The sequence below is a fragment of the Streptomyces sp. NPDC058773 genome (assembly GCF_042746015.1).
GTDB lineage: Bacteria > Actinomycetota > Actinomycetes > Streptomycetales > Streptomycetaceae > Streptomyces.
This window is the reverse complement of record NZ_JBHYPE010000006.1, coordinates 75,778-100,622: the sequence shown is the minus strand read 5'-3', so window position 1 is coordinate 100,622 and position 24,845 is coordinate 75,778. Positions and strand designations below refer to the sequence as shown.

The 24,845-nt window shown below is 68.5% G+C and carries 25 protein-coding genes and 2 pseudogenes; 17 read left to right on the top strand and 10 right to left on the bottom strand.

Annotated elements, in window-relative coordinates; genetic code table 11:
* Positions 1-513 precede the first annotated feature (513 nt).
* Positions 514-1,098 (bottom strand): TetR-like C-terminal domain-containing protein, encoded by a 585-nt coding sequence (locus tag ACFW5B_RS07850; protein ID WP_386434830.1) that lies wholly within the window; start codon positions 1,096-1,098, stop codon positions 514-516.
* Positions 1,099-1,262: 164 nt separating this feature from the next.
* Here ACFW5B_RS07850 and ACFW5B_RS07845 point away from each other — a divergent pair, with 164 nt between their 5' ends.
* A complete protein-coding gene (locus ACFW5B_RS07845) occupies positions 1,263-2,075 on the top strand; it encodes an SDR family oxidoreductase (RefSeq protein WP_386434827.1) in 813 nt (270 codons plus the stop codon).
* Between the two features lie 229 nt (positions 2,076-2,304).
* Here the strand turns inward: ACFW5B_RS07845 and ACFW5B_RS07840 are convergent, their stop codons facing one another.
* Positions 2,305-3,489 carry a multidrug effflux MFS transporter gene (locus tag ACFW5B_RS07840; protein ID WP_386435176.1) on the bottom strand — a complete coding sequence of 395 codons (1,185 nt, stop codon included), beginning with the start codon at positions 3,487-3,489 and terminating at the stop codon, positions 2,305-2,307.
* A gap of 98 nt (positions 3,490-3,587) precedes the next feature.
* Positions 3,588-4,103 carry a MarR family winged helix-turn-helix transcriptional regulator gene (locus ACFW5B_RS07835; protein WP_386434824.1) on the bottom strand — a complete coding sequence of 172 codons (516 nt, stop codon included), beginning with the start codon at positions 4,101-4,103 and terminating at the stop codon, positions 3,588-3,590.
* Positions 4,104-4,363: 260 nt separating this feature from the next.
* Between ACFW5B_RS07835 and ACFW5B_RS07830 the strand changes: the two genes are divergently transcribed.
* The 9 genes from ACFW5B_RS07830 (at position 4,364) to ACFW5B_RS07790 (ending at position 12,961) form a co-directional block, all read left to right on the top strand.
* Positions 4,364-5,089, top strand: a complete 726-nt coding sequence (locus ACFW5B_RS07830) for an SDR family NAD(P)-dependent oxidoreductase (RefSeq protein ID WP_386434821.1) — start codon at positions 4,364-4,366, stop codon at positions 5,087-5,089.
* 32 nt (positions 5,090-5,121) lie between these two features.
* Positions 5,122-6,180 carry an LLM class flavin-dependent oxidoreductase gene (locus ACFW5B_RS07825; protein ID WP_386434818.1) on the top strand — a complete coding sequence of 353 codons (1,059 nt, stop codon included), beginning with the start codon at positions 5,122-5,124 and terminating at the stop codon, positions 6,178-6,180.
* 85 nt (positions 6,181-6,265) lie between these two features.
* A complete protein-coding gene (locus ACFW5B_RS07820; protein ID WP_386434815.1) occupies positions 6,266-7,384 on the top strand; it encodes an acyl-CoA dehydrogenase family protein in 1,119 nt (372 codons plus the stop codon).
* Positions 7,385-7,396: 12 nt separating this feature from the next.
* Positions 7,397-7,720, top strand: a complete 324-nt coding sequence (locus ACFW5B_RS07815; protein ID WP_386434812.1) for a hypothetical protein — start codon at positions 7,397-7,399, stop codon at positions 7,718-7,720.
* Between the two features lies 1 nt (position 7,721).
* Positions 7,722-8,231, top strand: a complete 510-nt coding sequence (locus ACFW5B_RS07810) for a lipocalin-like domain-containing protein (protein ID WP_386434809.1) — start codon at positions 7,722-7,724, stop codon at positions 8,229-8,231.
* On the top strand, positions 8,221-9,036 hold the full coding sequence (locus tag ACFW5B_RS07805; RefSeq protein WP_386434805.1) for an oxidoreductase: 816 nt from the start codon (positions 8,221-8,223) through the stop codon (positions 9,034-9,036). The genes ACFW5B_RS07810 and ACFW5B_RS07805 overlap by 11 nt, the downstream gene beginning before the upstream one ends.
* 118 nt (positions 9,037-9,154) lie before the next feature.
* Complete coding sequence (locus ACFW5B_RS07800) at positions 9,155-9,940, top strand: 3-oxoacyl-ACP reductase (protein WP_386434802.1); 786 nt, start codon at positions 9,155-9,157, stop codon at positions 9,938-9,940.
* A gap of 43 nt (positions 9,941-9,983) precedes the next feature.
* On the top strand, positions 9,984-11,903 hold the full coding sequence (locus ACFW5B_RS07795; protein ID WP_386434799.1) for a flavin-containing monooxygenase: 1,920 nt from the start codon (positions 9,984-9,986) through the stop codon (positions 11,901-11,903).
* Positions 11,904-12,043: 140 nt separating this feature from the next.
* Positions 12,044-12,961 carry an MBL fold metallo-hydrolase gene (locus ACFW5B_RS07790; protein ID WP_386434796.1) on the top strand — a complete coding sequence of 306 codons (918 nt, stop codon included), beginning with the start codon at positions 12,044-12,046 and terminating at the stop codon, positions 12,959-12,961.
* On the opposite strand, the gene ACFW5B_RS07785 is transcribed toward ACFW5B_RS07790, so the two are convergent.
* From ACFW5B_RS07785 to ACFW5B_RS07765, 5 genes are read right to left on the bottom strand one after another with little or no spacing between them, the layout of a single operon-like run.
* Positions 12,952-13,464: a flavin reductase family protein gene (locus tag ACFW5B_RS07785; RefSeq protein WP_386434793.1), complete on the bottom strand. Its 513-nt coding sequence runs from the start codon at positions 13,462-13,464 to the stop codon at positions 12,952-12,954. The two genes, ACFW5B_RS07790 and ACFW5B_RS07785, sit on opposite strands and share 10 nt — an antisense overlap.
* Before the next feature lie 25 nt (positions 13,465-13,489).
* Positions 13,490-14,425, bottom strand: a complete 936-nt coding sequence (locus ACFW5B_RS07780) for an aromatase/cyclase (RefSeq protein ID WP_386434790.1) — start codon at positions 14,423-14,425, stop codon at positions 13,490-13,492.
* 31 nt (positions 14,426-14,456) lie between these two features.
* Positions 14,457-14,714, bottom strand: a complete 258-nt coding sequence (locus ACFW5B_RS07775) for an acyl carrier protein (protein ID WP_386434787.1) — start codon at positions 14,712-14,714, stop codon at positions 14,457-14,459.
* 12 nt (positions 14,715-14,726) lie between these two features.
* Positions 14,727-15,959 carry a ketosynthase chain-length factor gene (locus tag ACFW5B_RS07770; protein WP_386434784.1) on the bottom strand — a complete coding sequence of 411 codons (1,233 nt, stop codon included), beginning with the start codon at positions 15,957-15,959 and terminating at the stop codon, positions 14,727-14,729.
* Positions 15,956-17,221, bottom strand: coding sequence for a beta-ketoacyl-[acyl-carrier-protein] synthase family protein (locus ACFW5B_RS07765; RefSeq protein ID WP_386434781.1), 1,266 nt, complete (start codon positions 17,219-17,221; stop codon positions 15,956-15,958). The genes ACFW5B_RS07770 and ACFW5B_RS07765 overlap by 4 nt, the downstream gene beginning before the upstream one ends.
* 292 nt (positions 17,222-17,513) lie before the next feature.
* Here ACFW5B_RS07765 and ACFW5B_RS07760 point away from each other — a divergent pair, with 292 nt between their 5' ends.
* The 7 genes and pseudogenes from ACFW5B_RS07760 to ACFW5B_RS07730 all read left to right on the top strand — a co-directional run.
* Entirely contained in the window at positions 17,514-17,966 is a 453-nt protein-coding gene (locus tag ACFW5B_RS07760; RefSeq protein ID WP_386434778.1) for a Rieske (2Fe-2S) protein, read from the top strand.
* 46 nt (positions 17,967-18,012) lie between these two features.
* The gene (locus tag ACFW5B_RS07755) at positions 18,013-19,080 is read left to right on the top strand and encodes an amidohydrolase family protein (RefSeq protein WP_386434775.1); all 1,068 of its coding nucleotides are present in this window, start codon (positions 18,013-18,015) and stop codon (positions 19,078-19,080) included.
* Entirely contained in the window at positions 19,077-20,123 is a 1,047-nt protein-coding gene (locus ACFW5B_RS07750) for an amidohydrolase family protein (RefSeq protein ID WP_386434772.1), read from the top strand. Before ACFW5B_RS07755 ends, ACFW5B_RS07750 begins: the two co-directional genes overlap by 4 nt.
* Positions 20,124-20,144: 21 nt before the next feature.
* Positions 20,145-20,900 (top strand): SDR family NAD(P)-dependent oxidoreductase, encoded by a 756-nt coding sequence (locus ACFW5B_RS07745; protein ID WP_386435173.1) that lies wholly within the window; start codon positions 20,145-20,147, stop codon positions 20,898-20,900.
* 26 nt (positions 20,901-20,926) lie between these two features.
* On the top strand, positions 20,927-21,700 hold the full coding sequence (locus ACFW5B_RS07740) for an SDR family NAD(P)-dependent oxidoreductase (RefSeq protein ID WP_386434769.1): 774 nt from the start codon (positions 20,927-20,929) through the stop codon (positions 21,698-21,700).
* Positions 21,701-21,916: 216 nt separating this feature from the next.
* Positions 21,917-22,759, top strand: coding sequence for an NAD-dependent epimerase/dehydratase family protein (locus ACFW5B_RS07735; protein ID WP_386434766.1), 843 nt, complete (start codon positions 21,917-21,919; stop codon positions 22,757-22,759).
* A 110-nt stretch (positions 22,760-22,869) separates the two neighbouring features.
* A pseudogene (locus ACFW5B_RS07730) lies at positions 22,870-23,001 on the top strand (IS5/IS1182 family transposase); the annotation flags it as partial.
* A 95-nt stretch (positions 23,002-23,096) separates the two neighbouring features.
* Here ACFW5B_RS07730 and ACFW5B_RS07725 read toward each other — a convergent pair.
* Together ACFW5B_RS07725 and ACFW5B_RS07720 are read right to left on the bottom strand one after the other, a co-directional pair.
* Entirely contained in the window at positions 23,097-23,741 is a 645-nt protein-coding gene (locus ACFW5B_RS07725; RefSeq protein WP_386434763.1) for a LysE family translocator, read from the bottom strand.
* 162 nt (positions 23,742-23,903) lie between these two features.
* Positions 23,904-24,648 (bottom strand): annotated as a pseudogene (locus ACFW5B_RS07720) (transposase family protein).
* Between the last annotated feature and the right edge of the window lie 197 nt (positions 24,649-24,845).

Genomic DNA, 24,845 nt, shown 5'->3' with positions numbered 1-24,845 from the left:
CACGGGCCCGGGCGGAAGCCCGGTGCCGCAGCCTCGAATCGTTCCCGACAGATGTAGGTTAACCGACAGCTGTCGTATTGCAAGAGGCTGTGGACCTTGGGGCTGTGTCAGCGGGGCGGATGTGCGCGCGGATGCGCCGGGTCCGGCGGCTCGGGGTCTGGAGCTCGCGGCGGCAGGGGGAGGGGGCCGGGGGCGCTGTGAATGTGCGCCTCAAAACCCCTCTGCGCAGGCTGATGGGCGAAAGCGCACATCAGAGGAGGGCACCGTGCCGACCGGGCGGGCGCGGAGCCGGTGGGGGCCGCTGCGGGAGAGGCGGAGAGCCGATCGCGGTGCGCGGGCCGGTGGTTCCGGCATGAGCGCACGCACACCGTTCGGGTGCAACGGGGCGCGCGGGCGGGGGGTGTGTAGCGGGTCAGGGAGGGGCGGCGCCCGGCAGGGGCGGTCTCAGCGCCTCACGGGTGCGGCTCGCTCCGGCGCCGGGTTCTCGGCCGGCGTCCCTGCGGGCGGGGTGGCTCAGGCCGGGCGGGCGAGTGACGCGGCGACCAGCTGCGGCCAGATCGCGGTGGCGAAGCGTTCCGGCGTACCGGGGCAGCCGTGGTGGAGCCAGTCTGCGATGGCGCCGAGAAGCGCTCCGGAGACAAAGGCGGCTGCGGAGTCGCCCGTACCGCCCTCGGGGTCGGTGAGCCGGGCGGAAAGCCTCGACCGGATGGATTCCGTCATGCGCTGCAGAAGGTGGTTGATCACCCGGGCGCTGCCATCGGCGCCGAGAAGGGCTTGATAGAGCGCGTGATGTTCGGCGACATGGGCGAACACCGCTGTGAGCGACGGGTGCGCGCCCTCCTCCGAGGAATCCCCGGTCACCGAGAGCGCCGAGGTGGCGGAGAGTAGCTGGTCGAACATCTCCGTGCATGCCGAGGCGGCCAGGTCATGCACGTCTGTGTAGTGCTCGTAGAAAGTCGAGCGATGCACGTCGGCGCGGCCGGTCACGTCGGAGACCGAGATCTGGCTGAGGTCGCGGTCGCCGATCAATTCCAGCAGTGCGCCCTCCATCGCGGTACGGGAGCGGCGGGAGCGGCGGTCACTTTGCTGAACGGGCACGGAGTCATTGTAGTGTCACCCACACCTGTGGGATACCCGACAAGTGTCGGAGTCATGCGAGACTTCGCCGGAACGGCATCTCCGGCGGTTCATGAAACCCGGCCCGTAGCCCCGCACGCCCCAATCCCCCGGCAGTTCTGCCGGCCATCGAGAAGGTGGAAGACATGAGCCAGGCAGTAGTCGTCGTCATCGGTGTCGGCGGGATGGGAGAGTCCATTGCCCGCCGTCTGGGCTCCGGAGCTCGGCTCCTGATCGCAGACTTCAACGCCGAGGCCCTGGAAGCCGTCCGCGCGCAACTGGAGAAAGACGGGTACGCCGTAACGGCCGCCCCGGTCGACGTCTCATCCCGGGAATCCGTCCGCGCGCTGGCTCGCCAGGCCGCCGGCCTCGGACCGGTGCGGACCGTCGTCCACACGGCCGGACTCTCGCCCGCGCAAGCGTCCGTCGCCGCCATACTCGCCGTCGACCTGTTGGGAGTCGCACTCGTGCTGGAGGAATTCGGCCAGGTCGTCGCCCCAGGCGGTTCCGGCGTGGTCATCGCCAGCATGGCCGGCCACCGAAACTCCGGGCTGTCCGGCGAAGAAGCCGTGCAACTGGCCGTGACACCGGCCGACGAACTGCTCTCCCTCCCGGTCGCCGCCGGCGAGCGATTCTCCGACCCAGGGGCGGCCTACACCTTCTCCAAGGCAGCCAACCTGTTGCGCGTGAGGGCCGCGAGCTCCACCTGGGGCGCACGGAACGCACGGATCAACTCCGTGAGTCCCGGAGCGATCGCCACCCCCATGGGGCAGGCGGAACTCGCCGGCGAACACGGGGACATGATGCGAAGGATGATTGCCGCCTCCAACGCCAAGCGAGCCGGAACAGCGGCCGACATCACCGACGCCGTCGCCTTCCTCGTCGGCCCGTCAGCAAGCTTCATCTCCGGCACCGATCTGCTCGTGGACGGCGGCGTCACGGCACTCGCCACCGGCTGACGTCACCGGCTCGGCTGATGCCCCTCAAAGACTCACCTCAGTGCCGCCGCCCCCTTAACCTCCGCCGCCTGATCAACCTCGGACTCACCCACCCTGGCGGCAGCCGGCAACTCACCAGTCACCACATGGCCAATGGGGCCGCCCGGCCTCCAGTCTGCACTTCCCGGAGAAGCTGTCACCGATGCAGCGCCGGGTGCCGGGCGGGCGAGCCCGGCACCCGGTGGCGGGCTCAGGAGGCATGCCGTTCCTCCGGAAGCGGCTCACGGGTTGAGGGCGATGACGCCAGGGCGGCCGCCGTCGCCAATGCCAGGCATGCCGCCATGATGACGGCCATCGGCAGCGGGCTGTGGGTGCCGAACAGTCCTACGAGGGGGGCGGCGGCCGCGCCGAAGGCGAACTGGCCGCCGCCCAGGAGTGCCGAGGTTGCCCCCGGGGCGTGCCGGCCGCGGCTCTGGGCGAGGGTTGTCACGGCGGGGAAGAAGACGCCGAAGGCGGTGACGGAGACGAACAGGCACAGCCAGGTCAGGAGGAGGCCGGCACCGGCCATGATCTGGGACAGCGTCAGAACAAGCGCCCCAGCCAGCGCGACGGCGATCGCGCTGCGCTGCAATGCCTCGGGGCGCCACCGGCGGGCGAGACGGCCGTACGCCAGACTGCCGGCCATGTTGCCCAGGGCGTTCACCCCGTAGACCATGCTGGACACCGCCGGTCCCAGCCCGTACACGTCCTGGAAGATGAAGGACGTGCCCGCGATATAGACGAAGATCGACGCGCCGCCGAAGGTCAGGGCCAGTACGGGGGCCAGCACGGTGCGCCGGGCACACAGCCTCCCCATCGACCGGGCGGTGTCCCGGACGCTGCGGGAGGCGCGTGCCTCCCGCGGAAGGGATTCCGGTACCCAGCACAGCACCCCAATCACGAGCAGCGCTCCGGCGACCGCCAGCACCACGAACACGACACGCCACGATGCGACGGCGAGTAACCCTCCGCCCAGCAGCGGCGCCAGGACGGGGCCGAGGGCGGAGACCGAGGCCAGTACGGAGAAGGCACGCGCCGACCGGGCGTCGTCGTACAGGTCCGTCACCGTGGCACGTGCCACCACGATGCCCGCCGCGCCGGCGAGTCCCTGACCGACCCTGGCAACGTCCAGGATCAGGATCGACGGCGCGATGCTGCAGACCAGTGAGAACATCACGAACAGTGAGGTCCCGGTGAGCAGCACCGGCCGGCGGCCGACGGAGTCACTGAGCGGTCCCAGCGCGAGCTGCCCCACGATGATCCCGATGAGAAACCCGGTCAGCGAGACCTGTGCCCCGGCGACATCGGCCTGCAGGCTGCGGGCCATCTCCGGCAGGCCGGGTACATACATATCGGTGGCGAGCGGGCTGACGGCGCTCAGCCCGGCCAACACCACCAACAGCCGGGTGTTGGTGCGACGGAGGGACTTGTTCGCGGTGGATGACGCCGCATCCCCTGTGGCAGGGACGGGTTGACGGGTTGACCTCTGCGCTTTCATAGTGCGGGTGCCGCCCCCTCCGGAGCGTTGTCCGCGTGGGCGGTCCGGCCGCCGGCCGGACCGGCGGGCATCTCGCTCACGGCCAGTTGCTGCATCAGCTCTGCGGCGAGTCGCAAAAGGCCTCGCTCGGTCGGTGACAGGGTCTTGTGCAATGCCGCCGCGAGCCAGGCGTTCCCGTCGCGCACATGCTCGCGCAGCGCATCGACGCCTTTCGTGGTGATGTGCACCTCCTGGCGGCGCCGGTCCTGCTCGTCCCGCACCCGTATGATGCAGCCCCGCTCCTCCAGGTCGTTCAGCACCCGTGTCAGTGACTGCGCCTGCAGTCCTTCGACGGCGGCCAGCTCCGTCGGTGTCGACGGACGGCCGTGCAGCACATTCGCCAGTACGGACGCCGCCAGGCGGGTCAATGACTCGCCGTTCCCGGGCTGTTCGGCACGCAGCCGGGAGGACAGCCGCGAAACGCCCCAGCGCAGCCTCTCCGCGGTTTCGGTGTCTTCGTCGGTAGCTCTCATGGTGCCAAGCTAACACGTATGAGATGTGGGCCAGTTGTCCGGTTTTTCGGCCTGAAAAGCAAAGCTGTTGCTGACTTCTGAGGGGCATGAGGTGTCTCGGTCCGCAGCAGGTGTGCGGTGCGAGGGGGTGCGTCGGCTTCGATGTGGGGGCGTACATCAATCGCCGTGCAAGAGCGGTTCAAGACGCGCGGCACAGGCTGAGGACATGCAACAGGCAGCAGGGCCACGTCGGCGCCGGGACATCCGAGCTGGGAGCGAACATGCATGACCGCCGTGCCATCTTGGTGACCGGGTCGACCTTCGGGATCGGCAGAGCCATCGCCACTCTCGCTGCCGCCCGCGGGATGCAGGTGGTGCTGAACTCCGCCCGCTCCTCCGAGGCCGGCGCGGAGTTGGCCAGGTCGCTGCCCGGCGCGTGCTACGTCCAGGCGGATGTGGCCGATCCGGATCAGGCCCGACTCCTGGTCGAGCGCGCGCTGGAACACTTCGGGCGGCTCGATGTCCTGGTGAACAATGCAGGTACGACACGTCGCATCCCGCACGAGGACCTCGCCGCAGTCGACCGGACGGTCTGGCAGGAAATCCTCGATGTGAATGTGGTCGGCACCTGGCAGACCACGCAAGCAGCCGTGGAAGCCCTGCGCCACACATCCGGCTCGGTGATCAACATGTCTTCCGTGGCCGGTGGTTCACTGGCCGGAAGCTGTATTCCTTACGCAGTCAGCAAGGCGGCGATCAATCACATGACGCGGTTGCTGGCCGGCGCTCTCGGTCCCGGGATCAGGGTGAACGCGGTCGCCCCCGGTCTGATCGACACCCGCTGGACCCAGGGGTTCGACGACATCCGCGCACATGTGGAGTCCACGGCGCCGTTGCGCCGCATCGGCACCCCGGAGGAGGTCGCCGAAGCCGTCCTCTGGCTGGCCGACGCCGAATACACCACCGGTGCGGTGCTCGGTACTGACGGCGGTGCCCACCTTCTGTGACGGGACGAGCGGATGGAGCAGGAAGAATCGCCATGGAACTCGCGGTCAACATCGGTATCGACGACGCCTTGGACCTCGCCCGCGCCGCCGAGGAACTCGGCTACCGGACCGTGCTCGCCTCGGACAACTTCCGCAGCGACGCAATCACGGTGCTGTCCTACGTCGCCGCGCACACCGAGCGTATCGGGCTGCTCCCCGGAGTGCTTCAGCTGCCGGCCCGCAGCCCGGCAGCCACCGCTACCGCGGCCGCCGCACTGCACGTCCTGTCCAAGGGCCGCTTCGCGATCGGGCTCGGGGTCTCCAACCCGGATGTCTCGGAGGGCTGGCACGGGGTGGGATTCGATCAACCGGTGTCCCGGCTTCGCGAGTACACCACCATCCTGCGCTCCGCCCTCGCCGGTGAACAGGTCCGCTTCCAGGGCCGGCACCATCGACTGCCGTACGGCGAACGCGACAAGGCGCCACTCCAGCTGGCCATGGCCCCGGGCGCGGGCCGCGTACCGCTCTACATCGGCGCCTCCAGCCCGCGCAGCCTTCGGCTGACCGGTGCCGTGGCCGACGGATGGATCGGAGCCTTCACCTCCGTGGCCGATGTGGCCGACGCTGTCGCGGAGATCCGCAGCGGCCGTACAGCAGCCGGTGCTGACGGGGCATTCGATGTCCTGCCGTGCATGGCCACCTACATCGACGACGGTGTCGAGAACGCGGCGGACGCCCTGCGGCCGCACTACGCCAGGCTGCTGGGCGTCGGCGATGTGGAGACGAACTTCTACTGCCGGCTGCTGCGCCAAGGGGGGTACGCCGACCGGGCGGAGGAGATCCACGACCGTTTGCACCATGGCGATCACGACGGTGCCGCGGCTGCCGTTCCGCTGGAATTCGTCGACGACACCGCGTTGATCGGCCCCGGGCGGCGGGTGGCACGGCGGATGGACGACTACGCCGCGGCCGGAGCGACCTGTCTGGGAATCATGATCACTGCCGCCCGTGCGACCACACAAGAGAGGATCCGGCAGCTCGGTGAAGCCAAGCGGGCCCGAGCGCTCATGCGCAGTGACCAGGGCGCCGACAGCATCCGGACCTGTGGGTAGCCGGGCTCGCCCCGTCAGCAAGGAAGGAATCTTCAGCATGCCCATGAGGTCGCCGGAGGCGCGCTTGAGCTCCGCAACCCCAGCTGTGCAGGACCTCGCCACGGTAGCGGGCAAATACGCCCAGCAGGCCGACTCCGAGCGGCGACCGGCCGATGAGGTGGTCGCAGGGATACGGCTGGCGGGGTTCGCCCGGCACTTCGTTCCCTCCTCGTTCGGGGGTGACGAGGGCAGCTTCACGCGTTTGCTGCCCCAGGTCTGTGCCGTTGCCAGTGAGTGCCCTTCCGCAGGCTGGATCGCCTCACTGACGGCCCACACCGGCCGTATGGCGGGGTATCTGCCGGAACAGGGCCAGCGGGAACTCTGGCACCACGGGCCGGATGTCTTGGTGTCCGGTGCTCTGGTTCCCAGCGGAAGGGCGACCCCGACGGCCGGGGGGTGGCGGGTATCCGGGCGGTGGAATTACGTGAGCGGGGCGGATTTCGCCGACTGGACGCTGGTGTGCACACAGGCCGAATCCGGTGCCGGTCCCCAGTCGTGGTGTTTGGCGATTCCGCGCGCCGACTATGCCACCGAGGACACCTGGTTCAACGTGGGCATGCGGGCCACCGGCAGCAACACCGTCGTCGTGGACGACCTGTTCGTCCCCCGGCACCGCTCTTTCCCCCGGGCCGACTTGGAAGCCGGGCTTTCCGACGGCCGTGCCAGTTCCTGCTACCGGGCCCCGCTCAGAGCGGTGAACGGCCTTTCGTTCGTGGTCCCCTTGCTGGGAGCGGCGCAGGGCATGGCGGGCCACTGGATCGACTGGATCGGCCGGAAGACCGACACCCATACCGGCACCCGGACCCGTGACCGGCAGTCGGTGCAGTCCGATCTGGCCCACAGCACCGCCGAGATCGCAGCGGCCGAACTGCTCGTCCACAGCATCGCGGAACGAGCGGATTCCGGTGCCGGTCTGCGCCCGTATATCGCCCTGCACATGCGCGACTGGTCGTTCGCCGGCGAGTTGCTGAAAAGCGCGGCGCAGCGCATTTTCCAGGCGTCGGGGACATCGGGGCAGCATGAGAACGCGCCCGTTCAACGCTTCTGGCGCGACATCCACAGCGCCGCCAGCCACTTTGCTCTGCAGCTGACCCAGGCGGCCGGTCCGTACGCCGAGGAGACGTTCCGCGGCGAAACAGCCTGCCGCAGCAACGAGACCACCTGAGAAAGGGACAACGTGACCACACCACCCCAGGCCCCCGACAATGATCACTACCTTCTCTTCATTCTGCTGAAGGTGGCCCGGCCGGAGGACCAGGCCCGGCTGGCCGCGGCCGTGCAGCAGCACATCGATTCCTGGATACGGCACTGCGCCGGATATGTTTCCACGCGATTGCACCTGGGCACTGACGGACTTTCTCTGATCAACCGGGCGGAGTGGGTGGACGAGGAGCACTACGTCACCCATTTCCAGGAAGATCCGCGCAAGAAGGAACTCGACCGTTCCATCGCGGAGTTCGCGACCGAAGCGCCCCAGCCGTTCCCCTGCCGGGCGTTCTGAGATGCCCGGCAGGGACGACCCGGCCGGGGAAGCGGCCCTGTTATCGCCGGCGGAGCTGGTCGGCGCCTGGCAGCTCGTCGAATACGGCGAACTGCGGGCGGACGGCACCCTGGGAGAAGGGCCGTTGGGGCCGCGCCCCCGTGGCGTACTGATCTATGAACCCCATGGCCATATGTCGGTGTCCATGATGCGCGGCGACGCCGCATCCGGGGCAGTCGGCGTGAGGACCGGCCCGGCCGTATCAAGCACCGGATTCATGGGGTACGCGGCGACCTGGCGCGTGGTGGGCAGGCGCATTCTGCATCACGTGCAAGTGAGCACGCACGCCTATCAGCTGGACCAGGAGCTGATACGCGAGGCCAGGCTGGAGGAGGGCCGTTTGACGCTTGGCGGCACGGTTGTGCTGGCGGGCCGGCCGCGGCACCGGGTGCTCGTCTGGCGGCGCAGCGCACCCCGCACCCATGACCCGGCGCCGCCGGACGCCGCCCGGGGTGTGGTCCATGAGCGCTGAACCGGAGCTGAACGGGCAGGTGGCGGTCGTCACCGGCGGCGGGCGTGGCATCGGCCGGGCGGTGTGCCGGGAATTGCTGGCCGCGGGCGTGCGCGTGGTGGCCGGAAGCCGGAAGGCCTCGGTGGATCTGGCGGATTCCGGCGCGGCGGAGGGCCACTTGGTGGCCGTCGACGTGGACCTCGCCACGGCGGACGGACCACGGAGGCTGGTGCAGGAAGCCATGGCACTGTTCGGCCGGGTGGACGTACTCGTCAACAATGTCGGTGGATTTCCCGACGGTGCACCCCGGCTGGGCGGATTCCGCTCGGTCTCCGATGAGGACTGGGCGCGCACCTTCGATTTCAATGTGCTCAGCGCCGTCCGCGCGGTGCGGGCCGTCCTGCCACCGATGCTCGCGCAGGGGCGGGGCGCCATCGTCAATGTCTCCTCGATCAACGCCCGGCTGCCGGCGCCCAATGTGATCGACTACTCAGCGGCCAAGGCGGCGCTGAACAGCCTGTCCAAGTCCCTCTCGGCGGAGTTCGCCGCCTCCGGAATTCGGGTGAACACGGTGTCGCCGGGGCCGGTACTCACTCCTCAGTGGACCGCTCCCGGCGGGCTGGGGGACCAGCTCTCAGCGGCGATGGGAACGGACAGCGATTCCGCGATGGCCGCGATGGCGGAGGCGATCGGCGGCATCCCGATGGGGCGTTTCGGCACGGCCGCCGAGATTGCCCGGGTGGTCGTCTTCCTCGCGAGTCCGGCGGCCGGCTATATCGCGGGCAGCGACATCGTCATAGACGGCGGATTGGTCAAGACGCTCTGAGGCGTACGCATTCCCCGGTCAGCAATCTTTCCCCTACCGATAGTTCCCGACCAGCCGCAGCCCGTATCGAGAAAGGGGCTGCGGCATGCCCGGAAAGTACATCTTCCTTGGAGGACCGATGAACAGTGACAGCCGACAGGTGGCCCTGGTGACCGGAGCCACCAGCGGAATCGGCATGGCCATCACCGAGCACCTGGCCCATCGGGGAATGAGCGTCTATCTCTGCGCACGCGACGAAGAAGGCCTCCACGCGACCGTGAAGGCCTTACGCGACCAGGGCGCGGAGGTGGACGGACAGACCTGTGACGTGGCCCGGGCCGAGGACATCCGACGTTTCGTGCGCTCGGCCCGGGACCGTTACGGCACGGTCGATGTCCTGGTGAACAATGCCGGACGCAGTGGTGGCGGCGCCACGGCGGAGATTCCCGATGAGCTCTGGTTCGACGTCATCAACACCAATCTCAACAGCGTGTTCCTGATGACCAAAGAGGTACTCACCACCGGCGGCATGCTGGAGAAGAGCCGAGGACGGATCATCAACATTGCCTCCACCGGCGGAAAACAGGGGGTCGTGCACGCATCGCCCTACTCCGCCTCCAAACACGGTGTGGTCGGGTTCAGCAAGGCGCTGGGACTCGAACTCGCACGGAGCGGTATCACCGTGAACGCGGTGTGCCCCGGATTCGTCGAGACACCTATGGCCGAGCGGGTGCGCACACACTACGCGTCGATCTGGGAGGTGTCGGAGCAGGAGGCGCACGACCGCATCACCGCACGCGTACCGATCGGACGCTATGTGCACACCGAGGAAGTCGCTTCCATGGTCGACTACTTGACCGGCCCCGGCGCGGACGCCGTGACGGCCCAGGCGCTGAACGTCTGCGGCGGACTGGGCAACTACTGATGCCCGCCCGCAGTCCCCGGCCCCGTGGTGGAGGGGAGACGAGATGACGTTCAACGTGCCGGTACAGCCGTTCGACGCCGACGACGACACTCTGCGCGCTCATCTGCGTGACGCGGACTGCCCGGCGCTCCTGATGACCCTGGCGCATATCACCGGTGACCCCTCGGTCCTGCCGGAGGGCACCGGGGCGCACGGTTGGCTGCACCGCACCAACGGCGGCCTGTCCGCGGAGCAACAGGCCGCCGCCCGTGCTCAGGGGCTGCATCTGCTGCAGCGCCTGAGGGACGCCGGCCCCTCCGCGCCGACACCGCAACCGGACCCCGAGTTGCTGCGCCGCATCACCAGTTGGGCGATGGGCGCGGATGCCACCGACCTGGTGCCGTTGCTCAGCGAGGAGATTGTGCTCGCCGAGCGCGATCCCCGGGCTCCCCGCTGGCGCATGGCGCAGTCTCCGGCGAACGAGGGCTTCCGTGTCGTCATCATCGGTGCCGGCCCCAGCGGCCTGCTCGCCGCACTGCGGCTGGCACAGGCCGGCGTGCCCTTCGTGGTGTACGAGAAGAATCACGAGGTGGGCGGGACCTGGCTGGAGAACCGCTACCCCGGGTGCCGGGTCGATGTGCCCAGTGTGCTCTACAGCTTCTCCTGTGCCACGAAACCGGACTGGAGCGAGTACTTCTGCCGACAGGACGAACTCCTCGGCTATTTCCAGGCCTTCGCGAAGGAATTCGGCCTCTATGAGCACATCCGGTTCCACAGCGAAGTCACCTCGGCCCGCTGGGACGAGCAGGGGGCGTGTTGGCGGCTCGCGGTGCGCACCGCTGAGGGCACGCTGGAGCAGCGGGCATCCGTGCTGGTCAGCGCCGTGGGGCAGCTGAATCGGCCCCGGCTGCCGGACCTTCCCGGCCGGGAGCGCTTCACTGGCCCGTCCTTCCATACGGCCCGCTGGGACGACTCGGTGCAGCTCGCCGGCAAGCGGGTCGCGGTCATCGGGACCGGAGCCAGCGCATTCCAGCTCGTCCCAGAGGTGGCCAAGGAGGCGCGTGAGCTCCTGGTGTTCCAGCGCACCCCGCCCTGGATGCGCCCCAGCCCCGGGTACGGCGCCGCCGTACCCGCCGGCGCCCGCTGGCTGTCCGCCCACCTGCCGTACTACGCGGCCTGGTACCGCTTCGCGCAACTCGCCCCCGGGCTCCACGGCGCACCGTGGACGGTGGATCGCGGCTATCCGCCGACCGAGCGTGCCGTATCGGCCGCCAACGAGGAAACCAGGGCGGTTCTGACCGAGGCGATCCAGGCGCAGTTGGCGGACGCACCGGAGCTGTTGACCCAGGTGATGCCGCGCTACCCGGTGGGGTCCAAGCGCGTGGTCCGTGACAACGGCGCATGGTTCTCCACCCTCAAGCGTGACGATGTGCTGCTGGTGACCGACGGGATCGAGGAGATCACCCCCCAGGGGCTCCGCACCGCCGACGGGCGCCACCACGAGGCCGATGTGTTGATCTACGCGACCGGCTTCCAGGCGGAGCGCTTTCTGGCGCCGATGACGGTGACCGGGCGGGACGGAATCGACCTGCACACGACCTGGGACGGGGATGCCAGGGCCTATCTCGGCATGACCGTCCCGGGCTTTCCCAATCTGTTCTGTCTGTACGGACCGAATACCAACCTCGTAGGCCAGGGCGGCAGCGTCCTGTACTTCTCCGAGTGCGCGGTGCGCTATCTACTGGATGCCGTACGGCTGCTGCACCGGCGGGGAATGCGCCGGCTGGACGTGCGTCAGGACGTCCACGACCGCTACAACGCCCGGATCGACCGGGCCACCGCGGAGCGGGCCTGGGGATGGACCTCGGTCCGTACCTGGTACGTCAACGACAAGGGGCGCTCACCGCAGAACTGGCCCTTCTCCGCTCTGGAGTACTGGGACGCCACCCGCGCGGTCGACCCTGATGACTACGAGATCAGCTGACCGGGTGTGAGTGTGGCCCCGGGCGAGTGATCGCCCGGGGCCACACCTCACACCGGCCCGTCGCAGTCCGGTGACCGGCCCGGTCTCCAGCCACGCAACCTGTCCTGCGCGAGGTCCAGGACACTTTTGAGGAGGTCGACATGCGCGAAGGACGACAACCCGGCGACGCACTGCTGCAGGAAGTCGCCGGCGGGATCTTCGCCTATGTGCAGCCCGACGGCGGATGGTGTCTGAACAACGCCGGGGTCATCGTCTCGGACGGGGAGTGCGCGCTGGTGGACACTGCGGCGACCGAGACCCGCGCCCGGGCGCTGCGGCGCGCCGTCCGCTTCGTGGCCCCGGCCCCGCCGAGCCTCGTCATCAACACCCACTCGCACGGGGACCACACCTTCGGCAACTTCGTGTTCCCTGAAGCGGTCGTCATCGGACAGGAACGGGCGCGTACCGAGATGTCCGAGGCCGGGCTCCATCTGACGAGCCTGTGGCCCGAGGTGGCGTGGGGCGAACTGCGGCTGGTCGCACCCCAGGTTGTTTTCGACCGCCGGCTGACCCTGCACATCGGGACCGTCCGTGCCGAGCTCCGGCACCCGGGCATCGCGCACACGGCCGGTGACGCCACTGTCTGGCTGCCGCGCGAGCGGGTGCTGTTCACCGGCGACCTCGCGATGTCCGGCGTCTCGCCGTTCGTCCCGATGGGATCCGTCGCCGGTAGTCTGGCCGCCCTGGACGCCTTGCGGGCGCTCGAACCCCGCGTCGTCGTCACCGGCCACGGCCCGGTGGGAGGACCGGAGATCCTCGACGACACCATGGCGTATCTGCGACTCGTGCAACGCCTGGCCGAGGACGGTCTCGCCGCCGGACTCGGTCCGGCGGCGATCGCTGAGCGAGCCGAGCTCGGCCGCTTCGCCCGGTGGCTGGACGCCGAGCGTCTGGTACCAAATCTCCACCGCGCCCTGGCGGAGGCGTGCGGAGCCGAGCCGGGCAGTCCGCTCGACATGACCGCGCTGTTCGCGGAGATGACCGCTTTCCACGGCGGCGTGCCGGCGTGTCATGCCTGAACCGCCGCTTCCACGGACCGCTGCCAGGGTGTGAAGGTTCCTTGCTGATAGAGCACCGGGCGGCGCGGGTGTACCCGCGTCGCCTCCATCCGCCCCACCAGCACTGTGTGATCGCCGGCGTTCTGGGTGTGGACCACGGTGCACTCCGCGCTGGCCAGGATGCGGTCGTCATCGAGCAGTGGCGCCCCCGTGCAGGAGGGGGAGGGGCGCCAGACCAGACCGTCGAACTTGCGCGCCGACTGCCCCGCGAAGACACGCCCGAGCTCCTGCCCGCCATCGGCGAGCAGATGCAGCACGAAGCCACCGGAGGCGAGCACCGAGGGGAGCGTACGGGAGACCCGGCTCGCGCAGACGAGCAGCAGCGGCGGATCGTCCGAGACCGCAGTGAAGGAGTTGCAGGTGAAGCCCTGCGGCGTGCCATCCGGGGCGGCGGCGGTCACCACCGCGACGGCGGTGGGCACGGAGCCGAAGAAGGACCGGAAGCTGTCCGTGTCCGCGGACATGTGTTCTCACCTCCGTTCGACGGGGTCACACCGAAACGGTCCGGGCGTGTTCCAGTGTGCTGCGGCTGTTGTGGCTCAGCGCGTCGCGGACGTGGGCACGGGCGTCCGCCAAAGTGGCATGGGCTCCCAGCACACGCGGCACGGCCTCGGGACGCAGCGCCACGGTGTGGTGGGAAGTGGCCACGGTTCCCTGGGGTCCCGTGCTGAAAGTCCACTCACCGCTGTGCCCGGCCAGCAGCGGTGGTGTGAGCTGCTGCTTGTATGCGATCCAGTGCGGGGCGCGGCACACCCGCACCGAACGGGTGGTGTGGGCCGCGCCGTCGGCGGTGGTGGTGTCCATCTCCAGGTACTGGATGCCCAGTGACGGTTCCTCCAGCGCCACCCGGGACACATGCGGCAGCCACGTGTGCCACCGGTCGGCCCGTTCGACGAACTCGTAGGCCTGCTCGACCGGTCCCGGCACGGCGACGCTGTCCGTGAAGGAGAACACCACCTCGCCGACGGGGTGCCCCGAGCCGGCGGCCCGTGCCAGCGCGGCCAGTTCGCGGGTGCTGTTGGCTTCCAGGGCCTTTTCGGCACGGGCGAGATCCTCGGTGGTGGGGTTGACGAGGGCGAAGCGGTGCCGCAGCACGACTTCGGTCGCCCCGCCGGGCAGCACACGGAACAGCCAGGCACCCGACATCGAGCGGAAGGGAGGATTGCTGTGTTCCTGCCGGAACGAGACCAGACGGCGCCGTGGATCGAGGGTGCGGCGGGAGGTCCAGTGCGCCACCCGGTCGGCGACCACGGCCCATATCTCGAAGCACTCGGTGCGCTCGGTGCGCTCCAAGTGGTGTACCGCAACAGTCGGTTCGAAGACGGCCGGCCACAGGGTGACATCGGCGACGAGTGCATAGAGAGCATCGGCGGGCGCATCGATCACCAGGGCGTGTTCGGTGCGGTGCAGAGTGGGGCGCGGCATGCGGAAGACCTCCTTGACCGGGGGGGTGGGCTCAGGCCGTGGCTGCCAGAGCGCTGTTGACCATGTCGAGCAGGGCCCGGGGCGTCGGTGCCTCGGCGATCCGCTCGTCCGCGACTGTCACGCCGTATTCGCGCTCGATCACGGCGGCGCTCTCCATCCGGGCGAGGGAGTCGTAGCCGAGGTCCTCGAAGGGGGTGTCGAGGATGTCGCCGGCCGGGTCGGCGGCGTCGACCTCGCCGGCGCAGGTGGTGAGGATGCGGCGCAGATCGTTCAGGGTCATTTTCGGCATGAGTGCTTCTCCTCAGCTCTGATGAGGCGCGGTCACGATGACCGCGGAATTGAATCCGTGACGGCCCCGGGCCAGTACGAGCACGGAGCGCACCGGGGACTCCCGGGGGCCGCCGGTTACCAGGTCCAGGCCGTAGTCATCGGGGATGTCGGTGCTGTGTGCGGTGGCCGGGACCACCTGGTCGCGCAGGGTCAGCAGGGCGGCCGCCAGATCGGCCGGCCCGCCGCCCGCGCACATCCGGCCGGTCAGCGACTTGGGCACGGTGACCGGGACGCCCCGCGGCCCGAAGAGACCGCGAAGCGCAGCCGCCTCACTGCGGTCCGGGCCGGGCAGCCCCGCCCCGTCGGCGAAGACCGCACCGATGTCGCCGGGAGCGAGCCCGGCGTCCTCCAGGGCGAGCGCGGCCGCCCGGCCCAGGCCGGGCGGCCGGCCGCTTCCCGGCGCGGGGTCGAAGGTGGCCGCGTAGCCGGCGATCTCGCCGTACACCCGGCCCACCCCGCGTTGCGCCGCCGAGCCGGCGTCCTCGGAGATGAGGATGGCGCCGCCCTCGCCCGGAACGTGGCCGCCGGCCGCGGCGTCGAAGGGAAGGTAGGCGCGGGTGGGGTCGTCCACCGTGCTCACCCGGCCGCCGGCCAGTTGAGCGGCCCACCCCCAGGGATCGAGGGCCGAGTCGACCCCGCCGGTGAGTACCACCCGGGTGCCGGCCCGGACGGTACGGCGGGCGTGGCCGATCGCGTCGAGGCCGCCCGCCTGTTCGCCGACCAGCGCGGCGCCGGGCCCGCGCATACCGTGCCGGATGGAGATCTGACCGGTGTTGACCGCGTAGAACCAGGCGAAGGACTCATACACGCTCACGTACTCGGGCCCCTGGCTCCACAGCTTCCGGAATTCCCGGTGGGTGAAGTCGAAGCCGCCCTGTGCGGTGGAGGTGACCACACCCATGCTGTAGTCGGTCAGACCGCAGTCGGGGCCGATGCCGGCCTCGGCCAGGGCTTCTTCAGCGGCGGCCAGGGCATAGCGGGTGGAGACATCGGTCTGCGGCAGCAGCCGGGAGGGGATGTGGTCCCGGGGCTCGAAGCCGTCGATCTGTCCGGCCTGCCGGGCCGGGTAACGGGCGGCGTCGAAGCGGGTGAGCTCGCCGATGCCGTTCTCCTCGGCGAGCAGCGCCTTCCAGTAGTTCTCCCGTCCCACCCCGTTGGGGGCGACGACACCGATGCCGGTGATCACAGTGCGGGGGATGCTCATGTGCGCACCTCGGGACGATGCAGGACCATGGCGCTCTGGAAGCCGCCGAAGCCGCTGCCCACGGTCAGGACGGTGTCGGTCCGCTGCTCGCGTGCGGTGATCGGGACGTAGTCCAGGTCGCACTCGGCATCGGGGGTGTGCAGATTGGCGGTCGGCGGAACCGTGTGGTGCTCGATGGCCAGCAGCGACGCGGCGATTTCCAGGGAGCCGATGGCACCGAGGGAATGACCGATCATGGATTTGATGGAACTGACCGGCACGTCATAGGCATGGGAGCCCAGACTGCGCTTGAAGGCGGCGGTCTCATGACGGTCGTTCTGCTTGGTGCCCGAGCCGTGCGCGTTGACATAGTCGACCGCCGTGGGATCCAGGCGCGCCTGGTCGAGGGCCACCCGGATCGCTTCGGCCATCTCCCGTCCGTCCTTCTTCAGACCGGTCATGTGGTAGGCGTTGCAACGGGTCGCATAGCCGCCGACCTCGGCGTAGATCCGCGCACCGCGGGCCTGGGCCGCGGCGTATTCCTCCAGGACGAACATCGCGGCGCCCTCGGCGAGGACAAAGCCGTTGCGCGTGGCGTCGAAGGGCCGTGACGCGTGTGCGGGGTCGTCGTTGCGGGGGGTGGTCGCCTTGATGGCGTCGAAGCAGGCGACGACGATGGGCGAGATGGGGGTGTCCGTCGCACCGGCGATCACGGTGTCGGCACTGCCTTCCCGGATCAGCTGTACCGCGTATCCGACCGCGTCCAGGCCGGAGGTGCAGCCGTCGGAGACCAGGGTGACCGGCCCTTCGGCGCCCACGGCCCAGGCCACTTCGGCCGGCATGACGCCGGGGGAGAGGTAGTCGGACATGTAGGGCGACAGATGCGCCGGATCCACCAGCCAATCCCGGCCGGAGTCGGACATCACCAGGTATTCGTTTTCCAGGCTGGTGGCGGAGGCCACCGCACTTCCCAGTACCGCTGCGGTGCGGTGCGGAACCCGCGCGGTGGAATCCAGGCCGCTGTCCGCCAAGGCTTCCTTGGCGCAGGCGACGGCGAACTGCGTGGCCCGGTCCATCCGCCGGATTTCCTGCGGGGTGAATCCCTCCTCCACGGCGTCGAAATCGGTCTCGCCGGCTATCCGTGAACGAAAGGGCTGGGCGTCGAAGAAGCTGATCTCGCGGGTTGCGGTCCGCCCCTCGCTCAACAGGTCCCAGAATTCTTTGGAACGGGTCGCCCCTGGGGCCCGCACGCCCATCCCGGTTATTACTACCCGCCGGGTCACTGGATGACTCCGGTGTTGATGCTCACAGTGTGGATTCCTTTCGGACTGACGGCTTTCGTCAACAACTCTCCGGACCGTGGCTTGAGCCAATGTTGAGCCCTGGTTGACGCTCCACTTTCTGCCCGCATGGGCTCAAGAAGTGGGGTGCCACGAACGCCCATTGCGGATCGGCGACCGGCAGGCAGGGACGGGAGCGCCGCCACGTTCAAGTCGGCCTCAAGAGCCCTGCAAGCATTCCGTCAAATGCTGTGCCGGGCAGCACTCGTGCCGCGGCGAAAGGATCGGTACAAAAGTGCAATTTGTGGTGGGCACCGTGGGAGATTTCCAGGAGCAGCAGGTGAAGGTCGTCCGACTGGATGACCGGTCGATCGGGGTGTTCCGGATCGATGGCCGCTTCTACGCACTGCGCAATTATTGTCCGCATCAGGGTGCCCCGTTGTGCCAGGGGCATGTCCTGCCGGATCTCGTCGCACCCAGGCAGGGAGAGGTCGGGGTGGACGAGCAGACGTGGTTCATCGCCTGCCCGTGGCACGGGTGGGAGTACGACATCCGTACCGGGCAGTCCTACTTCGGTGCCGGCCACGCCCCGGCGCGCACGTACCGCGTGCACACCGAATGCGCCGCGAGCCCGGAGGACGCCCGGCGCCGGCCCGGCCCGTACGTCGCCGACTCCTACGAGGTCATCATCGACGACCAGCGCGTCATCGTCGACACCTCCCGTCGTGCGGAAACATCCCAGAACTGAAAACCACCCAGGCGTGGGCCGGTGTACGCACAGAAAGGTGTCCGGCATGTCTGATGATTCGTTCACCAAGATTGTTGACACGGATGTGCATCCGTTTGTCCTTCCGCACGAGATCAGCTCGCGACTGCCCGCTCCCTGGCGGGCCAAGTTCGACAAGTACGGAATCCAGCCACCGGTCCCAGGAATCGCGTATCCCCGGTTACGCAACGGCGGATACCGCGCGGACACCTGGTCGGACACGTTTCCCGGAAACGATGTGGGTCTGCTGAAGGAGCAGTTGCTCGACCGCTACGACATGGCGGCAGCGGTATTGATCCCGCTGCATGCGCACAGCTTCGGTGCCGAGCAGGCGGAGTTCTCCGAGGCGCTGAGTGTGGCGCTCAACGACTGGCTGGCGGAGAGGTTTCTCGATGCGGACGAGCGCCTGATCGGATCCATTTCCGTACCGTTCGAGACCCCGGTCCTCGCCGCCCGGAGGATACGTGAACGAGCGCGGGACACACGCTTCCAGCAGATCCTGGCCCCGGCGAACACCGAGTTGCCGATGAGTTCCCCGCACTACTGGCCCATCTTCGAAGCGGCTTGTGAGACCGGACTTCCGCTCGGCATACACAGCGGCGGAGTGGCGAGCTATCGGCTCACCGGAGCACCGACTTACTACCTCGAAGAACATGTGGAGTTCAGCGGAGAAATGCAGTCCGTGGCCGCCGGTCTGATCCTGGGCGGCGTCTTCGAGCGCTTTCCTTCCCTGCAAGTGGTCCTGGTCGAGGGAGGGGTGGCCTGGGCAGGGCCGTTCCAGTGGTCCATGGACGAGATCTACCGCACCTGGCACCGGGCTCTGCCGGGACTGCGTGCATTGCCCTCGGAGTATTTCCGGGAGCACTTCTGGCTCACCACCCAGCCGATCGAGGAGCCCGCCCGTACCGATGACCTGGTGACAGCAATCGAACTGGCGGGAATGACACAGCGACTGCTGTTCGCCTCCGACTATCCGCACTGGGACTTCGATTCGCCCGAGCATGCTCTGAAGGGACTTCCCAAGGCGATGCGCCAAGCCGTGTTCCATGAGAACGCCTCGCACATATACCGGCCGAACCTGGGGGTGCAGGCGTGACGGGCACGATCGACACGGACCTGCACTGTGCCCCGCGGACCATGGGCGAGCTGGCGGAATATCTTCCGGCCTACTGGCAGCAGTACGCCGCCGAGGGGGCTATCCGGCTCACCGACCGCCAGCGGTCGGTATACCCCGCGCCGGACGACGGGGACGTGACGACGACCGCGGTCCCTGCCACCGCCGAGGAGATACCCGATTGCCGGGGAAGCAGTCGCACACCCATCCGGGCCACTCTGCTGACCTGCACCGTTCTGTTTGATCTGAGCCGGAACCCGGAGTTCGAAGCGGTCGGGGCCCGGGCGCTGAACACCTGGATGCGGGAGACCTTCCTCGCGGTGGACCCGGCGCTCTTCGGCAGCGCGGTGATTCCGACGCTGGATACGGAGCGCGCGCTCGCGGAGGTGGAGCGCATCGCCGAGGACGGCCGGTTCGTCCAGATTCTGCTCCCCGTACGCAATGACTTCCGGTACGGGGAACCGCGTTATCGGCGGGTTCTGGAAGCCGCCGCCGCAGCCGATTTGGTCGTGTGTCTGCATGCCGGTGGCCGTACCGGGCTGAGTTCCTCACCCACCGGATATCAGTCGAGCTTTGTCGAGGACACCCTCCTCGGTCAGCACCGGGCGGCACAGAATCAGCTGGTCAGCATCGCCACCAGTGACCTCCTCGTGCGCCATGAACGCTTCCGGCTCACCCTCGCAGAATGCGGCTTCTCCTGGCTCCCGCCTTTGCTGTGGCGGCTGGACAAGGACTGGAAGAGTCTGTGGCGGGAGATTCCCTGGCTGGACCGGAAGCCATCCGACCACGTCCTGGACCGGGTCCGCTGCACGCTGGAACCCGGTCATCTGCCCGTGGACGACGAGGAGTTCCGGGCGGCCGCAGACATGTGTGAGGCGCCCCGGACCCTCATGTACAGCAGCGACCACCCGCATCGCTACCGCAGTGCCGCACAGCGTCTGCTGTCCCTGCTCGATGACGCGGACCGCGGCCGCATCCTGCACGGCAACGCCCGGGAGCACTACCGGCGGCTGCCGGCCGAGTAGGGGAGAGGGCCGACCGTGGATATGGGACTCCAGGGCAAAACCGTATTGGTCACCGGGGGCAGCGGCGGGATCGGACGCGAACTGGTCCGCGCGTTCGGTGCCGAGGGCGCACGGGTGGCCTTCACCTACCACCGTGATGACGACACCGCGCGGCGCCTCGAACAGGACGGCAACGGACGCGTGCGGGCGCTGCGACACCGGTTGGACGAGGAGGGCGGCGCCGGACGCATCCTACGTGCGGTGACCGAATGGGCCGGCCCGGTCGACGTACTGGTCAATAACGCGCTGTTCCAGCCGGAGAACCCGGAACTGCAGGTCTGCGACCTCGCGGCGAGCCCCTGGCGGGACATGCTGCGCTGGAACATCGAGCCGGCGGTCGAATTCTCCTCGGCCGCCCTGAGGCAGATGCGGAAGACGGGGTGGGGGCGGATCATCCAGGTGTCCAGCAGCCTCGTCTCCCAGGGCAAGGCGGGCTTCGAATTCTATGGCGCGGCGAAATCCGCACTGCACGGATTCAACCGGTCCCTGGCGTTCAGTGCCGGCCGGAGCGGAGACATCCTGTGCAATGTGGTGGTCCTCGGCCTGACCCGTACCGAAAACAACGAGGTTAAGCCCTGGTTCCCCGAATACCGCGCCGAGTTCCTGGCCGGATCCCCACTGGGACGCCTGGCCGATGCTGCTCAAGTGTCCAAGATGGTGGTCGTCCTCGGATCGGCAGCCAATCAGGTCATGACAGGCCAGGAAATCCATCTCAGCAGCGGAACAGTGGGCAAGTAACCAGGTACGGAACGAGGTTGTGGGAAATGGATCTGGGGATCAAGAACAGGGTCGCCCTCGTGACCGGCGGCTCCGGAACGGGCGTCGGCTCGCATACCTGCCGGGCGCTGGCGGCCGACGGAGCGAGAGTGGCGGTGACGTACCGGACCAACGAGGCCGCCGCCAAAGAGCTGGTCGACGAGATCGAGCGGGACGGCGGCCAGGCCCTCGCCGTCGCATATGACCTGGCCGACGCCGCAGGGATGGATCGCTGTGTCGACACCGTTGCCGACACCTGGGGAGCGGTGGACATCCTGGTGGCCAACGCCATGTCCGGCCCCGCGCCGATGTCGGAAACCCCCTTCGGTGAGGTACCCAGGGCTGTCATCCAGCGGCGGATCCGCACGGACCTGGAGGCGACGCTCTTCACGGTGCAACGTGTGATCCCCCTCATGGCCGCCCAGAACTGGGGCCGCATCGTGCTGATCTCCTCGCTGGGCTGTGAGCGTGGCTGGGCCGGCGACGCGCCTTTTGAGATCGCCGCCGGCGCGAGCAAGAGCGCACTGCTCGGCGTCGCGCGAAGCCTGGGAGTGGAATTCGGCCGGCGGGGTGTGCTCACCAATGTCGTCACACCCGGGGGCATCATGACCGAGCAGCTGGAGGCCCTTCTGACGCCCGAGCGGCTGAGCATCCTGCAGGCCCGGATCTGCTCCGGACGCTTCAGCACCCCGGACGAGGTGGCGCGCACCATCGCCTTTCTGGCCTCGGCAGCCAACGGAAACATCTGCGGGGAAAACATTCATGTGGACGGCGGCTCTTAGCTACAGCCGGTGGTTTCACGGTGAGTGAGCAGCAAGTGGGCGGCCTCTCGGACGAGCCGGCCGGTATGCCTTTGACCTCAGGCCCAGTTGAGTTTCTACGGGTGGTCTCGTCAGATCACCCCCTCCGGGTCACAGCGGCTTCCTCCGATCGGTTCCGCGCGGGGATGACAGAATCGGGAGGTGCGCGCGGAGCGGAGAAGGAGAGCCCCTGCTGGGGTGGTTGTGGTGACGGGAAGTTCGGGCCGGGTCGGATCGGCCCTGGCGGCAGCTTTCGACGCGGCCGGCTGGATGGTCCGCGGCGTGGACCGGGTGCCCGGACGTTGGACGAGTGCCGTAGCAGACCTACGAGATCGGCGCGTGCGGCGGGCCGCATTACAGTCGGCTGACGTCCTGGTACATGCCGCCGCGCTGCACGCCCCGCACGTCGGGCGCCAGGCCGATGAAGAGTTCCGTGCCGTGAACGTCGGCATGACTGCACAACTGCTCGACGACGCTGCCCGCCTCGACGTCCGGCGTGTCCTCTACATCAGCAGTACGAGCGTCTATGGACACGCCCTGGTGCCCACCGACCGCGCGGTCTGGGTGGACGAGCAGCTTACGCCGCTTCCCCGGGACATCTACGACGAGACCAAACTGGCCGCCGAGGATCTGGTCGCCGCCTGCGGCGTTTCCTCGGTCACGCTGCGCATAGCGCGATGCTTTCCGGAGCCACTGCCTGTACTGGCCCGCCGCCTGCTGCACCGGGCGGTCGACGTGGCCGACGTCGCGACGGCGGGGGTCCTGGCCGTGACGCACTCCACCGTGACCGGCACGTTCAACATCTCCGGGCCGCACCTGTTTCAGCGAGAGGACTGCCTTGCCCTTCACCGTGATGCGGGCGCGCTCCTCGCCGGCCGGGCTCCGGACGTCTTCGAGGCGTTCCGCGACCGGGGGTGGCCAGTGCCCGATCGCCTGGACCGGGTGTACGACTCGACCGCCGCCGCGAACGCCTTCGGATACCGCCCAGTTCGCGGAGTCCGGCAACTGCTGCGCGATGCCGCTGACGGGCTGAGCACATGAGTGTTCCGACGGCAGTCCCGCCGGGCGCGGCGCCCAACGCCGCCGCAATGCCCTCGCACGCCTTCCCTAAGGGGTGTCCCGTAACTGCCGGCCAGTGAGATGATCTTGGTGTGGCTGGTGTGATCACGGCGTCGGAGCCTTCCTGGATAGCCCCGTTCACCGGTCTGAGCCTGCGCCGCTTCGGCAAGTTGGTGACCGCGCTGCGCCGCGAGAGCGCCGACGAGGTGCGTCTGGGGCGGCCGTAGGGCCTGTCCCTGGAGGACCGGGTGGTGGGTTGGGCCGGCCCCCCGTATCGGCAGTCACAGCAGGACTGACGTCCCAGCGACGTGGGCCTGGCTCAGGTGGAGACAGGAGCTCGGGACAGGGCGGTCCGCAGCGCGAAGGCTCCGAGCAGGCCACCTGCCGTCAACCGCTGGGCGGTCATGGCGCGGGGCCGGGCGGCCAGAAACCCCGACACCCGCGCTGCGCCCAGCATGATCAGAGCGTTCACGGAGATCCCCACGATGATCTGCACACCACCGAGCTGGAGCAGTTGCCCCCAGGCCGGACCTGCCTGCGGGTCCAGGAACTGGGGCAGAAGGGCGGCATACATAAGAGCGATCTTGGGGTTGAGCAAGTTGGTCAGCAGCCCCATCGAGAACAGGCGGGCATTGGAGACCGGAGACAGGTCCTGGGCCGGAGCGAAGGGCGAGCGGCCGCCAGGCTTGAGCATGCCCCAGGCGAGGTAGGCCAGGTAGGCGGCCCCGGCAAGCTTGACCACCATGAACGCCACCGGCACGGCGACGAACAATGCGGACAGGCCCGCAGCCGCGGCCAGCAGATAGCACACGAACCCCACGGCGGTCCCACTGAGGCTGACCAGGCCCGCCCTGCGGCCTTGGGCGATCGCACGGGAGGCGAGGTGGATCATATTCGGTCCCGGAGTCAGGGCCATGCCCAGTTCGACCAGGGCCACTCCTCCGACTGCGGTCAGAGTGATCACCGGTCAACCTCCTGGTCGTTGGTCGGGCACCTGGTGCGGAATGGGTCGCCCGGTTGCAACGGACGGCTACGAGGCATCAGCAGCGCCCGTCTAGCCTGCTACAGAATACGGTCTTGCCGCTCGGCATCTTCATGCACCCCCGCGGGGGCCACTCGCCTATGCCTAGAGGTTGAGGTTGTGCGGGCGGGCAATGCCGCGCATCGCGTGATGGACCCCATCGCCTCGGAGCCGGCAATCCCGCAGGATCTTCCAGCACTTCCTGCGGGCGAAGACGTGCTCGACGCGAGCCCGGACCTGTTTGTGGGACTTGTTGTGGGCGACTTTCCAGGCGGGCAGCTCCTCGCCCGTGCGGCGAGGTGCGGCATCACCAGGCCGGTGCCTGGGTAACTGCCGTCGGTGATCGTCATGGTGGCCCCGACGGCATCCTTGGCGCCAATTCCGCCCATGCCTTGCAGTCGTTGCGGTTGCCGGGCAGCGGGCGGCCGACCACCACGACGAGCTGGGTGTCCGCATCGATGACGACCTGATGGTTGGTGGAATATCGGTAGTTTTTCGACTGCTCGGCGATGGTGTGGTCGCGGGTAGGGGCCAGGGTTCCGTCCACGATGAGCACGGCATTCTTGCGGAACAGCCGGCGCGGCTGCAGCGCGAGCAGGGGGCCGGCTTGGGCGATGACGCGGTCCGCGGCGGACTTCGAGATGCCGGACATCGAAGCGAGTTGACGCATCGTCATGTTGATTCGCCAGTAAGTCACGACCAGCAGCACCCGGTCCTCCAGGGACAGGCCCTACGGCCGCCCCAGACGCACCTCGTCGGCGCTCTCGCGGCGCAGCGCGGTCACCAACTTGCCGAAGCGGCGCAGGCTCAGACCGGTGAACGGGGCTATCCAGGAAGGCTCCGACGCCATTTGCGAGACATCCCTTAGCCACCCGCACAATGAGCATGACTCAAGCAGGCCGAAAGCAAGGAGGGTTGTCGGCGGTGCCGGTCAATGTGAGACTCGGCGCTGCCGAAGCGCCGTGGTACTGCGACGACGCGGCATCGGGAACCCTCACACAGGGAGGTGCGGCCTGTGATCCCCAGGACCATTCATATACTCTTCGG

Excerpts from the sequence above, each read along its gene's own strand:
- ACFW5B_RS07790 (WP_386434796.1), top strand. The coding sequence starts at position 12,044 with ATGCGCGAAGGACGACAACCCGGCGACGCACTGCTGCAGGAAGTCGCC.
- ACFW5B_RS07785 (WP_386434793.1), bottom strand. The coding sequence starts at position 13,464 with ATGTCCGCGGACACGGACAGCTTCCGGTCCTTCTTCGGCTCCGTGCCC.
- ACFW5B_RS07800 (WP_386434802.1), top strand. The coding sequence starts at position 9,155 with ATGAACAGTGACAGCCGACAGGTGGCCCTGGTGACCGGAGCCACCAGC.
- ACFW5B_RS07810 (WP_386434809.1), top strand. The coding sequence starts at position 7,722 with ATGCCCGGCAGGGACGACCCGGCCGGGGAAGCGGCCCTGTTATCGCCG.
- ACFW5B_RS07745 (WP_386435173.1), top strand. The coding sequence starts at position 20,145 with ATGGGACTCCAGGGCAAAACCGTATTGGTCACCGGGGGCAGCGGCGGG.
- ACFW5B_RS07775 (WP_386434787.1), bottom strand. The coding sequence starts at position 14,714 with ATGCCGAAAATGACCCTGAACGATCTGCGCCGCATCCTCACCACCTGC.
- ACFW5B_RS07835 (WP_386434824.1), bottom strand. The coding sequence starts at position 4,103 with ATGAGAGCTACCGACGAAGACACCGAAACCGCGGAGAGGCTGCGCTGG.
- ACFW5B_RS07780 (WP_386434790.1), bottom strand. The coding sequence starts at position 14,425 with ATGCCGCGCCCCACTCTGCACCGCACCGAACACGCCCTGGTGATCGAT.
- ACFW5B_RS07845 (WP_386434827.1), top strand. The coding sequence starts at position 1,263 with ATGAGCCAGGCAGTAGTCGTCGTCATCGGTGTCGGCGGGATGGGAGAG.
- ACFW5B_RS07805 (WP_386434805.1), top strand. The coding sequence starts at position 8,221 with ATGAGCGCTGAACCGGAGCTGAACGGGCAGGTGGCGGTCGTCACCGGC.
- ACFW5B_RS07795 (WP_386434799.1), top strand. The coding sequence starts at position 9,984 with ATGACGTTCAACGTGCCGGTACAGCCGTTCGACGCCGACGACGACACT.
- ACFW5B_RS07740 (WP_386434769.1), top strand. The coding sequence starts at position 20,927 with ATGGATCTGGGGATCAAGAACAGGGTCGCCCTCGTGACCGGCGGCTCC.
- ACFW5B_RS07770 (WP_386434784.1), bottom strand. The coding sequence starts at position 15,959 with ATGAGCATCCCCCGCACTGTGATCACCGGCATCGGTGTCGTCGCCCCC.
- ACFW5B_RS07755 (WP_386434775.1), top strand. The coding sequence starts at position 18,013 with ATGTCTGATGATTCGTTCACCAAGATTGTTGACACGGATGTGCATCCG.
- ACFW5B_RS07825 (WP_386434818.1), top strand. The coding sequence starts at position 5,122 with ATGGAACTCGCGGTCAACATCGGTATCGACGACGCCTTGGACCTCGCC.
- ACFW5B_RS07830 (WP_386434821.1), top strand. The coding sequence starts at position 4,364 with ATGCATGACCGCCGTGCCATCTTGGTGACCGGGTCGACCTTCGGGATC.